The organism is Peribacillus sp. S4 (assembly GCF_046715815.1).
Taxonomy (GTDB): Bacteria; Bacillota; Bacilli; order Bacillales; family DSM-1321; genus Peribacillus; species Peribacillus frigoritolerans.
This window is the reverse complement of sequence record NZ_CP175708.1, coordinates 1,500,515-1,515,480: the sequence shown is the minus strand read 5'-3', so window position 1 is coordinate 1,515,480 and position 14,966 is coordinate 1,500,515. Positions and strand designations below refer to the sequence as shown.

Below are 14,966 nucleotides of genomic sequence, written 5' to 3'. Positions count from 1 at the left end.
AACAACTTGTTGCCATGAATCATTTGTAATCGACTCCTATGAATTATAGCATTAGATGTATATCTGAGAAAACCAGGTTTTTTTTACCAGTACCCATGGTAATTACCATAAAGGTTATACCATACTTAAATAGCCACATAGGAAAGTGCCGATACAACCTAAAACAGACACCGTTATATAGATAAGGCAATCTATATAACGGTGTTTTCTTATAAGTTCAAGTGTTTCCATACTGAATGTTGAAAAGGTCGTAAAAGCGCCAAGGAAACCTATAGTCAGAAAAACCTGCAAAGATAAAGCCCAGCTTTCTTTCTGTGGCAACACCATTCCCAGCCCAAAGGATCCTATAAGATTAATCAGTAAAATGCTAACGGGTATCGAGACGGCTGGCAATAGCCTATTAAAAATAATCTGCAAGACATATCTAGAAGTTGCCCCAAAAAAGCCTCCTATAAAAACTGAAAGGACCTCAATCAAAGAGTCTCACCTCTCCTTTTTTCAAACAGGCCCAGTCCAAGGAAACCAGCGGCCAAACCAAATAAAAGCGTGGCTCCAAGATACATTCCCGCCAATGGCAGAGAAGTCTGCAGGAGATTCACCACTTCCTGAGAAAATGTGGACATTGTGGTAAAACCGCCGCAAAACCCGCTGCCCAGGGCAAAAAAAACAAACGATTTCTTTTTTGAGGCGAAATACCCATTTATCATTCCAAGTAAAAAGCTGCCTACTATATTTATTAAGAGGGTTCCAAGCGGGAAGAAGGTATGGCCAGCAGACAAGATTACGCAATAACGCAATATCGCTCCAGCCGCTCCTCCAAAACCGACTGCAAAAATGTTTTTAAACCTTTCCATCCAGGACACCCCAAATTTTTATCATAATTAGCTTCATTATAACAGATTAAGATGAAACAGGCTCTTTTCTTTAAAAAATCCATACTATGTAAAGAATTTGAGAAAAGGAGGCTAATTATGCAAACACATTATTTACCTTACTACCACTATCCACAGACCATAATGCTGCAGAACGATTACAGAAATGCATATGGGAATGAATATGGACCTGAATATTGGAATGACGAGCGCTTCTTTCCTTTCTTTCCGCTATTGGCTCCTGTAGCTTTTGTTGCAGGATTGGCAATTGGACCGTTGCTATTCAATAACCGTCCACCTGTCTATCCTCCATATCCTCCTCCATACCCGCCCGCCTACCCTCCTTACCCTGCTTATCCAGCGTACCCTCCCTATCAAGGCTTTCAGGGTTACCAGCAACAACAATTCGGCGCACAGGCTGGGGTATCTGAAAATATCAATATCTACACTCAATAAGAGTTGGACAGAAGGCGACATAAACGCCTTCTTTTTCTTGGACCAAAAGGGAGTCGGATTGAATTTTACTTCCCTATATATTTTGAAGTGGTATAATATGAAAATGAATAGATGGTAAAGTGTTGGGAAATGATGGTCATACCCTAGAGATGTACATGCTTAATTATTTCACTATTTTCTGCCTAGTTGCACATACGTCCCTATTTCAACCAATATATAAAACAGGTTTTTCCTGAAGGAAGTCTGTATGTAACGTCCTTCTAACCTTATTAAGAAAAGGAGTTTCCACTAATGAACCAAACGAAAGGACATTCTGAAAGGGATGAGTTTTCGATAAACTCCCTTGCCCAAGCCGTGTTTATTGTCAATAAACATGCAAAGACTGCATTGGAGCCAAAGAATTTATATAATTTAAAACGGCTCGCATTAAGCAAGCTTATGCAAGAAGGAAAAGCGAAGAAGATTGGACTTCATTTCTCTGATAACCCTCGCTTTGCAGCACAACAATCCGATGTCATTGTCGAATGCGGATCATATGTTTTTCATTTACCTCCCACTAAGGAAGATTTGAAAAAACTACCCCACCTCGGCAGCAGGGCAGCCTCCATACGGAACCCTAAAGCCGCGTTGTCATTATCAAAAGCCAAACAGATCCTGCAATCTTACGTTGGACAAGCAGGTGAAAAACAACCGAACACAACCAATACCGAGAAAAGGGCTCACGGGCGCAAGTCGGTCAAGCAACCTTTTCACAATCCATTCCCATCCTCCTTTTTAGGAAAAGGTTCCAAGTATTGATCATTGATAAATCAATAGGGCCGTGAGGTAACGCCTCATCGGCCCTTTTTCACATTCATAATACCAATCTGTCTATCAACTGTATAAGCTCTGCAATTTCAGGCTTGCTGATTTGCGCGTCAGCCCCTACGACCTGACCTTTATGACGCAGGCTGTCAGTAATCAAAGAAGAGAAAATAATCACCGGCAGCCCAGCGAGTTCTCCGTTTTCCTTTATTCTTCTAGTCAAATGATGTCCATCCATCTGAGGCATCTCAATATCGGTAATCACCAGTTGCACTTCATCTTCAACAACTTTTCCTGATTCAATCAAATTCTCAAGATAATTAAATGCATCAAGTCCATTCTCATAAAACTCCAAGTACTTGAATCCTGCTTCTGACAATGTATCGAACAGCAGCTTTCTCAGTAATGGTGAATCTTCAGCAATCAGGATCCTCTTGTCAGAATTTTGCCGGATACCAAGCTTTTTTACCTGTTGGATGTTTATTCCTGATTCTGGATTGATTTCGACCACTATTTTTTCAAAATCGAGTAACAGTAACATTTCACTATTTAATTTTATTACTCCGATAATCTGACTTTCAAGGCCCTGATACATATCCGAAGGCTTTTCGATTTGGGACCAGGAAATACGGTGGATCTGTGTTACGGTATGGACATGGAAAACCACTTTTTGCTGATTGAATTCAGCCACTATGAATTTATCCTGCTCAGGAGTTTCAGATGGAGGAAACCCTAAAGCATCCGCGACATTCACAACTGGCAGTACTTCTCCGCGAAGCTCGATGATCCCCTCCACATTTGGATGGGAATGAGGGACAAGCGTGATGGGGACAGGATTGATGATTTCCTTCACCTTAATTACGTTAATGCCGAATTTATTCTTTCCGAGACCGAATTCCACTATCTCAAGCTCATTCGTTCCACTTTCCAGTAATATACCTTTATTTGCTTCCACTGTTTCATCTCGCCCTTCTGCTTTTTCATTTCAAAATTCCATAAATCATTAAACCGCTAGGAAAAATATCATGGTTTCATCAATGAACTCATACCTAATAATTCGGTTAAATATTTCTTTTGTTTAGAGCATGGATAAAAAAAATCCAGAAGTGATCATTTATTAAGGCTGTTTTCACATACTTTGTTGCTATTTACCAGGTAGTGAGTTGTGGTTGATTTCCCCTCCAGATGCTCGCTTTCCGCGGGCGGGCGGTGAGCCTCCTCGGCGAAAACGCCTGTGGGGTCTCACCTGTCCCGCTGCTCCCGCAGGAGTCTCGCACTTCCGCTCCAATCAACCTTAAATAGTTTCGTTTTAAAAACAACAATCTTTACGAAAAGAGCCTTTATTAAAGCCCAAACAAAAAAGGGACCCATCTGAGTCCCCCTTATTCCAAGCTCATTTTCACCACTGTCATTCCGCCACCATATCGTTCGTGAGCCTATCCCTTCGATATAAACCCCCGCAGCGCAAACAAAATAATGCATACTCACCAATTTCTGAAATGTTTCTATCTCTTTCGCGACTTTTTCTTTGGATTGAGCCAACCTTTTTTTACAAAGAATAAAAACATCATCAAGGCAATACCGCCCATCGTTCCAAGAATGAGGAAATAGCCATAATGCCAATTTAATTCCGGCATATATTCAAAGTTCATCCCATATACGCCCACTATGAAGGTCAGCGGCATGAAAATGGTAGTGATGACAGTCAATGTCATCATCGTTGAATTCATATTATTAGAGTTCACAGACAAATAGCTATCACGGATATCGGACGAAAAATCTCGATACGATTCAAGCATTTCAGTCAATTTAAGAAGATGATCGTACACATCATTAAAATATAGATGCTGATCTTTCAAGTAATTCAGACGCTCCGATGAAATCATTCTGTACAATAAATCACGCATCGGCAATATGGTCCGACGGAGCCTGGACATATCTGTACGTAAATCGAAAAGCTGATCCATCAATTCGTTAATCGTGTCATTTTCAGTATTTTCCTCAATGCTAGCCAATTCGCTTTCAATTTTATAAACAGGCGGGAAGAATTCATCGACGATCCTGTCAATTATCCTATGCATCAAGAAAAAGGGACTTTGCTTCAACATTTTATTACCGGCAATTTCTTCCCATACCTTTTCCAGTTCAAGCATATCTTCCTTATGAAAACTGACTATCCATTTTTCACCAACAAACATATCCAATTCCACTGCTTTAAATACCTTCTCCCTTAAAGCATGAATCACAAGAAATTGGTAGCCTTCATAAAAATCCATTTTGGGACGTTGATTAAAATCATCCAGGCAATCTTCAATTGCCAGCGGATGAAAGTGAAAATGATTGGTTAAAAGTTCGATTTCCTTGTTTGTGGGATTGGAAAAATCCACCCAGTACCACTCGATATCCGGATTATTCATTTCCGTTAGCGGTAAATCAAAACTGATTTCTTGATTAGAAGTAATTGCGCAAGTCCTTATCAAATGTATCAACCCTCAAAATTTTCTTATCATACATTATACCTTTATTTCATTAATCTCAAAAAGTTTTCTCCCCCTCCAAACTAAATGATAAAATAGGATGAATGAGTCAAACATAGTACATAAATTCATGTAGGTAGATAAGGGAGGATATTCATAGATGGAACATTTAATAAACCCTCTAGTAAAAGACGTACAAATATCAGGAATCCGCAAATTCTACAATATGGTCGCTGATATCGAAGGCACCATTTCCTTAACGATAGGACAGCCTGACTTTCCAACTCCAACGCATATTAAAGAAGCGGCAAAACAAGCCATCAATAATGACTATACCGTTTATACTCACAATGCCGGCTATCTGGAATTAAGGGAAGCCGCTTCAAATTATGTAAAAGATAAATACAAGCTTGAGTATGATCCCGCGAATGAAGTGATCGTGACCTCTGGTGCCAGCGAAGGCATAGACATTGCCTTTCGGACGATTCTCATCCCAGGGAACGAAGTAATATTACCTGGTCCGGTATATCCGGGATACGAACCCATCATTAAGATGTGCGGCGCAACACCTGTTTATGCCGATACAACAAAAAATGGATTTCGTTTGACGGCAGATATACTTGAAAAGTACATAACTGAAAACACTCGGTGCATCGTTCTGCCCTATCCATCGAATCCGACCGGGGTTACATTAACTGCCGAAGAATTATTGGACATTGCCGAACTTGTTAGGGGCAAGGACATCTTCATATTGGCTGATGAGATATACAGTGAGCTGGTATTCGATCAGGAGCATGTTTCGATTGCCACTTTCTTAAAAGAACAAACCATCGTCTTGAACGGATTGTCCAAGTCCCATTCCATGACCGGGTGGAGAATTGGCCTTCTGTTTGCGCCTGCAGCCATCTCTCAGCATCTCCTGAAGGTTCACCAATACAATGTGACATGTGCCGCATCCATATCGCAGAGAGCTGCCTTGGAAGCATTGACGGCAGGCAGAAATGATGCAATACCCATGAAGACTGAGTATGCACGGAGACGGGAATACGTGTACAGTCGCTTACAAGCGATGAAACTGGAAATAGTCAAACCAAATGGTGCCTTTTACTTCTTTATAAAGCTGCCTGAAGGCTATGACTCTTCCCTTGACTTTTGCCTTAAGCTTGTTCAACAGGAAAAAGTGGCAGTGGTCCCTGGAGATGCCTTCTCTCCCCTTGGCGAAGGGTACTTCAGGATATCTTATGCCTATTCCATGGAGACCCTGGAAAAGGCCTTGGACCGTATTGAAGCTTTTTTAGCTAAAAAGTAATCGCAAAAAATAGTGGCCTTCAATTGAAGGCCACTTTCCAATTTTCAAGGATGTCAGGCTACCTAAGGTTTTTCACCTTGCCGCCAACTAATACAATCTTCGTAAAAAACGAATTTCCCGATATCCTTCTTCCTTATTTGTCGTGGTAAGGCTCACTTCAACGATGGACCCAAGTAAATCAGCCATCACTTCTTCAAATTCCTTTGCGGAGCGCGGCTTTGAAAAGCCTAAGCTCTTCAATTCGCGCATCAGTATCTGAAAACCGGCATTCGTTTCGATATGACTGAATTTCACCGGCAAGATTAGCGGACTTTCATTCATTAATTTCAGATCCCAACGAATGGGCTTTGTTTGATGAATGGTTTTTTCTCGTTTAAAACCTTCAATCCTTACAATATATCGACCATCTTCTAATTCCTGGAATTTCATATTGATATCATCGAATTCGCCCATAGCTTTCACTCCTTTTTGTAAAGGCTGTCGCTATCAGCTTATTCATGATAAAGAAATGCTAGCACTTAATTATAATGTTTATATAATGCCTGTGTACCGCTATTTTCTTCGCCAGCTTCTGCCAGCCCCTCATACAGGGATTTGCTCAGGCTTAATCCAGGAGCGTCCATTCCCATTCTTTCCGCTTCATCGAGTGCAATCTTCATATCCTTGATAAAATGCTTGATATAAAAACCAGGTTCAAAATCCCCTTCAACCATCCGCGGTACGAGATTGGACAATGACCAGCTCCCGGCAGACCCCGATGATATGCTTCTTAATACCCGGTCCGGATCCAACCCCGCCTTTTTGGCATAGGAAATCGCTTCAGTCACTCCGATCATATTGGATGCAATGGCGATTTGATTGCACATTTTCGTATGCTGTCCTGAACCAGCGGGGCCTTGATGGACAACATTGCTGCCAAGGATTTCAAAAATGGGCCGGACCGCTTCAAATGCCTCACTAGACCCGCCGACCATGATCGTGAGCTTTGCATCACGAGCACCGATATCTCCTCCGGAAACCGGTGCATCCAAGGATTCCATGCCCCTTTTCTTCGCTTCCTCTGCTATCTTCACTGCCAAAGTTGGAGTCGAGGTCGTCATATCGATTAAATAGGTTCCTTGTTTCCCGTTCTCGATAAGCCCATTTTCCCCAAGATAGATTTCCTCCACATCACTAGGGTATCCCACCATGGAAATGATCACATTAGCTTTTTGCGCAATTTCCTTTGGAGCAGCTGCCCACTTCGCTCCCTGTGAGAGCAGTTCACTTGACTTATCTTTCGTCCTTGTATAAACAAATACCTCAAACCCCGCCTTAAGCAGATGTGCGGCCATGCTTTTTCCCATAACTCCTAAACCAATGAAGCCGATCACTTTGTTCGATTGCATCAATGCAGATTCCTCCCAATCATTTTGTTTTAAACAGAACTTAAATGGACTTTATCATACCTCCGTCAACTAAATAGGACTGCCCCGTTATATATGTATTAGCACCTGAAACAAGGAAAGTAACGAACTTTGCAAATTCCTCGGGTTCCCCATAACGCCCAAGAGGGATTTTATTAATGGATAGTTCAGTCATCTCCTCAGGAGTGACGCCTTGTTTCTCTGCATTCATCTTATCAAGGTGCTGAACACGATCCGTTGCGATTCTTCCTGGACCGACTGTATTGATCAAAATCCTGTCTGGTGCTAATTCTGAAGCTAACGTCTTCGACAAACCAACGATTGCCGTCCGGAATGTATTCGATAATATCAGTCCTGGAATCGGTTCCTTAATGGATGAAGAAGCAATATTAACGATTTTCCCGCCTTGTTTTTTTAAATGTGGCAAGCTCTCACGAATCGTCCTTATGAAGCTTAGTAAATTAAGTTCAAAAGATTGTTGCCATTCTTCATCATTGAAATCTGAAAAAGAACCTCCTGGAGGACCTCCGGCATTATTAATAAGAATATCGATACCGCCGAATTCTTCAGCGGTCTGCGCAACCAGGCTTTTAATATCTTCAGCTTTTGTTATATCCGTTACCTTATAAGAAACTTTACCCGTCCCAAGCTGTGATAATTCCGTTTGTACGGCGGCTAGCTTTTCCCCATCACGGCTGGCTAGCATGACATTTGCTCCTTCTTTAACCAATTCGGCTGCCATAGCCATCCCCAAACCTTGACTTGAAGCTAAAATCAAGGCGTTTTTCTTTTCCAAATGTAATTCCATATTATACCTAACCTCCATCTTCTTAAAAATATAATTCCATTATATCGTTATAACCGTAAAGTGAAAAATCTGAATAATCATTCTTGTGATTTTTTATTTGCAAAAAAAATAGCCGGCTGGATAACCAACCGGCTTCAAAGGGGGAAATGAGAATGTCAGCTGCCCTAAAAGAGCTAAACAACTGTGCTTGCTTTTTATTTACCCCTTTTTTGGTGCAATAAACATTTTTTCTTTAAAGTATACAAGAATTACAGGACAGCACCCCATCCGAAGGTTCTAATGGATGGGGTGCTGTTTTCCTGATTTTAATTATTTCTTCAAAGCGTTAACAACCGCTTCTTTCACATTATCATTCGTGTCCAGCCCCAGAACTTCCTGAGATAATTTTTTCATCTCTTCAAGTGAAAGTTGGCTAATTAAAGAACGTGCTTTTAAAATCGAAGTGGCACTCATTGAGAATTCATCAAGGCCCAATCCGATTAAAATCGGGATGGCCACTTCATCTCCAGCCATTTCCCCGCACATTCCGGCCCATTTCCCTTCTTTATGAGCTGCATCTATGACCATTTTAACCAAGCGTAAAATCGCAGGATTGTATGGTTGATATAAATAAGATACTCTCTCATTCATTCGGTCAGCGGCCATCGTATACTGAATCAAGTCATTAGTGCCTATGCTGAAGAAATCGACTTCCTTAGCAAATATATCCGCCATCACTGCAGTTGAAGGGATTTCAACCATGATTCCGACTTCAATCTTTTCGGCAACTTGAATACCATTATCAAGCAATTCCTGCCTGACTTCAGCCAAGACGGCTTTAGCTTCGCGGAATTCAGCCAGTGTTGCAATCATCGGGAACATGATCTTCAAATCCCCGTAAATGCTTGCACGAAGCAGGGCACGGAGCTGGGTCCGGAAAATCTCCTGCTCATTTAAGCAAAGGCGAATCGCACGGTAGCCAAGGAAAGGGTTCATTTCCTTAGGAAGCTCTAAATAAGGCAACTCCTTGTCTCCGCCTATATCAAGCGTTCTGACGACTACAGGCTTCCCTGACATTCCTTCCAGCACAGCTTTGTATGCCTCGAACTGTTCTTCTTCACTTGGAAAGTCATTTCTGCCCATATAAAGAAATTCCGTACGATATAACCCGATGCCTTCACCGCCATTTTGATGTACGCCCTCCAGATCTTTCGGCGTGCCAATATTGGCTGCCAATTCCACATGGTGGCCATCATTCGTAACGGTTTTTTCATGAACAAGTTTCGCCCACTCAGCTTTTTGCCTGGCATAGGCTTCCTGCTCCTCTTCGTAGCGCTTCACGAGTTCAGGAGTGGGATTGATGTGGACTTCACCCTTTAACCCGTCAATTATGACCAAGTCACCATTTTCAATGGAAGAGGTCACTGACTTCGCTCCAACGACTGCTGGAATTTCCAATGAACGGGCCATTATGGCTGAATGGGATGTACGTCCACCGATATCGGTCGTAAATCCTTTAACATATGCCGGATTCAACTGTGCTGTATCGGATGGAGTCAAATCCTCCGCAATGATGATCACTTCTTCAGCAATCATGCTCGGATTAGGAATATGAACACCTAAAAGATGTGACAGCACCCGTTTCGTGACGTCACGGATATCCGCTGCTCGTTCCTTCATGTATTCATTATCCATTTGTTCAAACATCGTAATGAACATGCTTGCGGTTTCATTTAAGGAAAACTCGGCGTTGACGTTTTCTGATTGTATTTTATCCTGAATTGGAGTGATAAGTTCCGGATCAGCCAAAACAAGCAGGTGCGCGTCAAAGATTGCGGCTTTATCGGCCCCTAGATCCTTTTCGGCTTTATCCCTGATTATTTCCAATTCATTTATTGACTTTTGAATAGCTTCCTTAAAACGGGATATTTCAGCCCCAACATCTTCTATGCTTCTTTTTACAATCGATAAATCTGGCTCAGTCAGTCGATAGGCTTTAGCGATGGCTATTCCGTTTGAAGCTGCTATTCCACTAATTAAAGTGGACATTATTCTGCTAATCCTTCTCTGTTCAACGTTTCAGCAAGTGTGTTCAGTGCATCATTTTCATCGCTTCCTTCAGCAGAAATCGTAATTTCCGCACCTTTGCCGATACCTAGGGACATTACACCCATAATGGACTTAAGGTTCACTTTTTTCTCTTTATATGCAAGGTTTATTTCTGAATCAAATTTTCCTGCAGCTTGTACTAGCAATGTTGCCGGACGCGCGTGAATTCCTGTTTCTGCAGTTACTGTAAATGTTTTTTCTACCATATAGATCAATCTCCTTTAAGATAAATTAACAAAAATAGGTTATGTAAGGGGTTTTCTCTATCCAAATGAAAAAAGAAATGCCCTTTTCCTTATCAGGATAGCATTATCATTCCCAACAAACAAACCAAAACTATTGGTACCTACAAAATAGTACAAAAATATAGATGGAACTGCAACTATTACTTTTCAGATTCTTCAATGATTAAATGGACAGCTGTGCATTTTTGGTAAAAAAAGCCCTGAAACTCAGCATAATGAAAAGGACCACCGTTAATGAAACACTTCCGAGAATTCCAATCAGAATCGCAATCTGGTACTCAATAGCAATTAGCGGGCTTATCCCCGAAATGATTTGCCCTGTCATCATTCCTGGAAGGAAGATAATCCCCATCCCGAGCATATTGTTCAAAGTCGGGAGCACAGCCGAGTCGAATGCAGCATCCACATATTTCTTCACAGCCCTCGCTGGAGTCGCTCCAAGCATCAACATCGCTTCTACCCTTTCACGATTACCGCTTATCCCTTCATGGAGGTTCTTAAGCGCCAATGTAACTCCGGTCATGGCATTCCCCACGATCATCCCTGCAATTGGAATGAAGTACCTCGGCTCATACCATGGCGTGAAATGAATCACGACCACATTAAAATAAAACAAGGCAGCCATGGGACCTGACAACATACTTAAGATAACGATCCTTTTGATTTTCTTATTAAGAGTATGGGACACTTGCTTAAAAATATTATGGATGGAAAATAGGGCCATCGCACATAAAAATCCTAAAGAAAGTAATGGGTGGGGATTTTCAAAGATATATGTCAAAACATATCCTGCGAGAATGAGTTGGACAGTCATCCGCACTGTGGCCAGCATGATTTGCTTTTCCCGTGTAATCCCGCGCCACTTCACGATTATGAGCAGAATCACTACAAACACGTAGGCCGCACAAAGACGCCAGAACTCAATATCTATTATCCCATTCGACTCCATTAATAGTCACTCTCCTTCGCCTTTTTCAGAACGATCCTATGTTCAGCACACATGTCCGCCAGCTGTTTTGAATGGGTTATCATGATGACCGTTCCTTTTTCCCGCTTCACTCCTTCTAAAAAACGCCCCATGACCGTCAGCTCGGCTTCCTCATCAAGAGCTGAAGTCGGCTCATCCAATAAATACACGTCGGGGTTCAATAAAAGTAACCTCGCCAGTGCCAGCCTCTGTTTCTCCCCGCCAGAAAGATATTCCGCACCCTCGTCTAAGGACTTCTGTAACTGGACCGTTTCAAGTGCTTTAACCAATTCTTCTTTATCCTTTTTTTCCCGTTCCGTCAATTCCAGGCCAATCTGAAGATTTTCTTCAATCGTACCCGGTAAAGTGAATGGTGCCTGAGAAAGCATTGTGACTTTACGCCGGAGCTCTATCGGGTTGAATTCATCCAGCAACTGATCCTGATAATAAATCGAACCGCTATCCGGGTCATCCATCCTGTTCAATAACCGTAGCAGTGAAGTTTTTCCTGAACCGCTTTCCCCAGTCAAACAAGTAACCATACACGCCGGTATTTCCAAATCATCAATATTCAAAATCCCTTTATATTTAATATTTTCTAGCCTGAATATCATTTTATCCGCCTGCCTCCCTTACTCCACGATATCATTATAAGAAACTATCCTGATATGGGGTAGCGATGCATGTAAAGATTTTCATTTTCTTTCGCATTTTTATAGGTTAGTATTATTCCTGCCGAATATATCCATGAAGACGTGGAAAACACCTTAATAAATGGAGGGACTTATCATGAACGGAAATTCCTTTTTACATTCTTACCTGAATGTTTTTCTCCTTACTGCACTTTGCCTGATCACGTTGTCTGGCTGCCAGGCAGCTTCAGATAACGTGATCAATCAATCCAAACAGGAAGATTCACTTTCCAACGAAGACACCCGTTCCAGTGCGGATTCTTCAAATGAAGAGAAAGGCAAGACATTCACAGCCGAGATCATCAAAGTTATTGACGGAGATACAGTAAAAATCAAAATGACTAATGGAAATCAAGAAACGGTCAGGCTCCTGTTGATAGATACTCCAGAAACCGTGCACCCATCCAAGCCCGTTCAGCCTTTTGGGCCTGAAGCAAGCAAGTTCGCCAAGGAACTCATGCCTTCGGGCTCTAAAGTGGAAGTAGAAACCGGCATAGGTGAAAGAGATAAATACGGCCGGCTGCTGGCCTATTTTTATGTGGATGGTAAAATGGTGAATAAACTCCTGCTGGAAAAAGGACTGGCGAGGGTAGCTTATGTTTATGCACCGAACACGAAATACCTTGATGAATTGGAAAATATTCAAAAACAAGCCCAACAAGACGAAATCGGTATTTGGTCAATTGAAAACTATGCAACTTCAAAAGGGTTCGATGATTCGAAGTCAAAAGAAGCATCCACGGAAAAGCCCATTGGGTCTTGCAATAACCCGCAAATTAAAGGGAATATAAATTCCAAAGGCAATAAAATTTATCACATTCCTTCGGGCCAATATTACGAAATAACTAAACCAGAAGAAATGTTTTGTACTGAAAAAGACGCCCAGGATGCTGGATTCAGAAAATCGCAAAGTTAACAAATACATTGGTTTTATTAAAAAAAGATCGAGTTGATTTCAAAAATTCGCTCCCCTTCCGCCGGCTGTCTGCCAAGCCTCCTCGACGTAAGCGCCTGCGGGGTCTCGGCCAGCCAGTTATTCGGCAGGAGTGTCCAAATTTCTTCCATCCATTAGGATTACAGGAAAAAAACATGATGGATATACTAGTCTTATATAGGGTTCGGAATAAGACGAGCCAGCTGTTTTTCTTTTAAAAATTCCAGTTGATTTCAGAAATCCGCTCCCTTTCCGCCGACTGTCTGCCAAGCCTCCTCGACGCAAGCGTCTGTGGGGTCTCGGCTAGCCAGTTATTCGGCAGGAGTGTCGCAAATTTCTTCCATCCATTAAGGAGTACAAGAAAAAACATGAAGGATAAACTAGTCAATTAAACATGGTTCGGAATTAGACGAGCCAGCTGTTTTTTTAAATAACACAAAGTTGATTGGAACGGAAGGTACGAGACTCCTGCGGAAAAAGAGTGGCAAGGGGGACCCCCGCAGGCGTGCCGAGGAGGCTCCCTGACCGCCCGCGGAAAGCGAGCGCCTGAAGTGGAAATCTAAATTTTACACCGCCTCAAAAAATCTGCGGACAAAAGGATTTCTATGTTTTAAAACAAAGTTGATTGGAGCGGGTGTTCGAGACTCCTGCAGGAAAAGCGGTCTAAGGGGGACCCCCGCAGGCGCGCCGAGGAGGTTCCCTGACCGCCCGCGGAAAGCGAGCGCCTAAAGTGGAAATCAAAGTTGAACTATAAAATATATCCTTGTTTTAAATGAGGCCATTCCAAACTACCCTTGTCGACAAACGGAACATGATGTTTCGGCACATCCAATCTTAGGATGTGTTTTTTCATTTGGTCCCACCACTCAATATTTCCTTAATTATCCTTTTCTCATCAAAAAGGTTCTCTTAGCTCCTTTAAAACCCACTTGTTATTACCGCCATTTTTCGGTTATGCCATTTGGCTTTATCCGATCGATTTATTTATGGTAGAAGCACCCGGGAATACAGGAAAGTGCACTTTCTAAAGGTGACTTGCTTAATGAAAGATTTCTCAGCGCTAACGGAAGAATTCACACCGATGATCCATCATATTATCCGCTCACTTTCCATCTATAAAAATAAGGAAGAATATTTTCAAGTAGGCTTGATCGCTTTATGGGAGTCATTAGGGAATTACAATGAGGAATCCGGACAATTCTCCAACTATGCCTATACGGTAATCAAAGGCAAAATTCTGAACGAATTAAAGCATCATCATAAATATGAAATCCGTACCGAACCCTTTGATTCCTTCCTATTAGAGATGATTAAAGATCCTTTTTCAATGCATGAAGAGGCCTTTGCCATCGAAAATATATTAACCTATACGGAAGGATTGACACTGAATCAGCAACGCTGGCTTTTACAGACATACCTTGAAAATAAAACCGTGACTGAAATAGCTGAGATATATCAAGTTACTGCTGCAGCCGTCAAGTCATGGAGAAAGTCCGCCTTAAATAAATTAAGGAAACAATTGATTTTTCCATTATAAATAATTTGGGGTGGCTCAATCATGAGCCACCCCAAACTATACATCCATCAACTTCTCGCTTCTTCTAAATACGTATAAATTATCACACCGTTATGTTGAGCATTCCCCCGAAAATGTTTAAAGTCATCCCTTTTAACAAGAACCTCACGAAAAGCTAAAAATTCTTCTTTTGTTATCAGGAACTCTTCCATTTCCCGATTTGCCAATTTATCGAGTACTTCTTTTGCTTCCTCTGCATTCATATATTATCCTCCTTAATTATCGAATGTTCCATCATTTTCAGACAGGAGAAATTCCGCTTTCATTTTAACATAAACTTGCCACTTAATATAAATCGGAATTTTTTGTTGCCCACTTACTACATTATTCTT

Annotated in this window: 16 protein-coding genes and 1 pseudogene; 5 read left to right on the top strand and 12 right to left on the bottom strand. The window is 41.7% G+C overall.

All coding sequences use genetic code 11. From position 1 onward, the window contains the following. Nucleotides 1–114 precede the first annotated feature (114 nt). Together crcB and ACJ9PY_RS07310 are read right to left on the bottom strand one after the other, a co-directional pair. Nucleotides 115–477, bottom strand: a complete 363-nt coding sequence (crcB, locus tag ACJ9PY_RS07315) for a fluoride efflux transporter CrcB (protein WP_411739725.1) — start codon at nucleotides 475–477, stop codon at nucleotides 115–117. Continuing rightward, nucleotides 474–854, bottom strand: a complete 381-nt coding sequence (locus tag ACJ9PY_RS07310) for a fluoride efflux transporter FluC (RefSeq protein ID WP_411739724.1) — start codon at nucleotides 852–854, stop codon at nucleotides 474–476. The genes crcB and ACJ9PY_RS07310 overlap by 4 nt, the downstream gene beginning before the upstream one ends. 162 nt (nucleotides 855–1,016) lie before the next feature. On the opposite strand from ACJ9PY_RS07310, the gene ACJ9PY_RS07305 reads away from it, so the two are divergent. Together ACJ9PY_RS07305 and ACJ9PY_RS07300 are read left to right on the top strand one after the other, a co-directional pair. Next, the gene (locus ACJ9PY_RS07305; RefSeq protein ID WP_370028936.1) at nucleotides 1,017–1,328 is read left to right on the top strand and encodes a hypothetical protein; all 312 of its coding nucleotides are present in this window, start codon (nucleotides 1,017–1,019) and stop codon (nucleotides 1,326–1,328) included. Nucleotides 1,329–1,619: 291 nt separating this feature from the next. After that, entirely contained in the window at nucleotides 1,620–2,126 is a 507-nt protein-coding gene (locus tag ACJ9PY_RS07300) for a YkyB family protein (protein ID WP_052137475.1), read from the top strand. A gap of 55 nt (nucleotides 2,127–2,181) precedes the next feature. Here ACJ9PY_RS07300 and ACJ9PY_RS07295 read toward each other — a convergent pair whose 3' ends face one another. Then, a complete protein-coding gene (locus ACJ9PY_RS07295) occupies nucleotides 2,182–3,087 on the bottom strand; it encodes a chemotaxis protein (protein WP_063576953.1) in 906 nt (301 codons plus the stop codon). Between the two features lie 550 nt (nucleotides 3,088–3,637). Further along, nucleotides 3,638–4,621, bottom strand: a complete 984-nt coding sequence (corA, locus tag ACJ9PY_RS07290) for a magnesium/cobalt transporter CorA (RefSeq protein ID WP_187050703.1) — start codon at nucleotides 4,619–4,621, stop codon at nucleotides 3,638–3,640. A 148-nt stretch (nucleotides 4,622–4,769) separates the two neighbouring features. On the opposite strand from corA, the gene ACJ9PY_RS07285 reads away from it, so the two are divergent. Beyond that, nucleotides 4,770–5,918 carry an aminotransferase A gene (locus tag ACJ9PY_RS07285; RefSeq protein WP_411739723.1) on the top strand — a complete coding sequence of 383 codons (1,149 nt, stop codon included), beginning with the start codon at nucleotides 4,770–4,772 and terminating at the stop codon, nucleotides 5,916–5,918. Between the two features lie 87 nt (nucleotides 5,919–6,005). Here ACJ9PY_RS07285 and ACJ9PY_RS07280 read toward each other — a convergent pair whose 3' ends face one another. The 7 genes and pseudogenes from ACJ9PY_RS07280 to ACJ9PY_RS07250 form a co-directional block, all read right to left on the bottom strand. Further along, the gene (locus ACJ9PY_RS07280; RefSeq protein ID WP_034314117.1) at nucleotides 6,006–6,371 is read right to left on the bottom strand and encodes a hypothetical protein; all 366 of its coding nucleotides are present in this window, start codon (nucleotides 6,369–6,371) and stop codon (nucleotides 6,006–6,008) included. 65 nt (nucleotides 6,372–6,436) lie between these two features. Continuing rightward, nucleotides 6,437–7,324 (bottom strand): annotated as a pseudogene (locus ACJ9PY_RS07275) (NAD(P)-dependent oxidoreductase); the annotation flags it as partial. A 22-nt stretch (nucleotides 7,325–7,346) separates the two neighbouring features. Next, a complete protein-coding gene (locus ACJ9PY_RS07270) occupies nucleotides 7,347–8,132 on the bottom strand; it encodes an SDR family oxidoreductase (RefSeq protein ID WP_411739722.1) in 786 nt (261 codons plus the stop codon). A gap of 309 nt (nucleotides 8,133–8,441) precedes the next feature. Further along, nucleotides 8,442–10,160 carry a phosphoenolpyruvate--protein phosphotransferase gene (gene ptsP, locus ACJ9PY_RS07265; protein WP_034314124.1) on the bottom strand — a complete coding sequence of 573 codons (1,719 nt, stop codon included), beginning with the start codon at nucleotides 10,158–10,160 and terminating at the stop codon, nucleotides 8,442–8,444. Continuing rightward, nucleotides 10,160–10,426: a phosphocarrier protein HPr gene (locus ACJ9PY_RS07260; protein ID WP_034314127.1), complete on the bottom strand. Its 267-nt coding sequence runs from the start codon at nucleotides 10,424–10,426 to the stop codon at nucleotides 10,160–10,162. The genes ptsP and ACJ9PY_RS07260 overlap by 1 nt, the downstream gene beginning before the upstream one ends. 202 nt (nucleotides 10,427–10,628) lie before the next feature. Next, entirely contained in the window at nucleotides 10,629–11,414 is a 786-nt protein-coding gene (locus ACJ9PY_RS07255) for an ABC transporter permease (RefSeq protein ID WP_057279005.1), read from the bottom strand. After that, entirely contained in the window at nucleotides 11,414–12,043 is a 630-nt protein-coding gene (locus tag ACJ9PY_RS07250) for an ATP-binding cassette domain-containing protein (RefSeq protein ID WP_098936706.1), read from the bottom strand. Before ACJ9PY_RS07250 ends, ACJ9PY_RS07255 begins: the two co-directional genes overlap by 1 nt. A gap of 178 nt (nucleotides 12,044–12,221) precedes the next feature. On the opposite strand from ACJ9PY_RS07250, the gene ACJ9PY_RS07245 reads away from it, so the two are divergent. After that, on the top strand, nucleotides 12,222–13,040 hold the full coding sequence (locus ACJ9PY_RS07245) for a thermonuclease family protein (RefSeq protein ID WP_411739720.1): 819 nt from the start codon (nucleotides 12,222–12,224) through the stop codon (nucleotides 13,038–13,040). Between the two features lie 1,060 nt (nucleotides 13,041–14,100). Then, the gene (locus ACJ9PY_RS07240; RefSeq protein WP_411739719.1) at nucleotides 14,101–14,595 is read left to right on the top strand and encodes a sigma-70 family RNA polymerase sigma factor; all 495 of its coding nucleotides are present in this window, start codon (nucleotides 14,101–14,103) and stop codon (nucleotides 14,593–14,595) included. Between the two features lie 47 nt (nucleotides 14,596–14,642). On the opposite strand, the gene ACJ9PY_RS07235 is transcribed toward ACJ9PY_RS07240, so the two are convergent. After that, nucleotides 14,643–14,837, bottom strand: a complete 195-nt coding sequence (locus ACJ9PY_RS07235; protein WP_411739718.1) for an abortive phage infection protein — start codon at nucleotides 14,835–14,837, stop codon at nucleotides 14,643–14,645. Nucleotides 14,838–14,966: the final 129 nt, after the last annotated feature.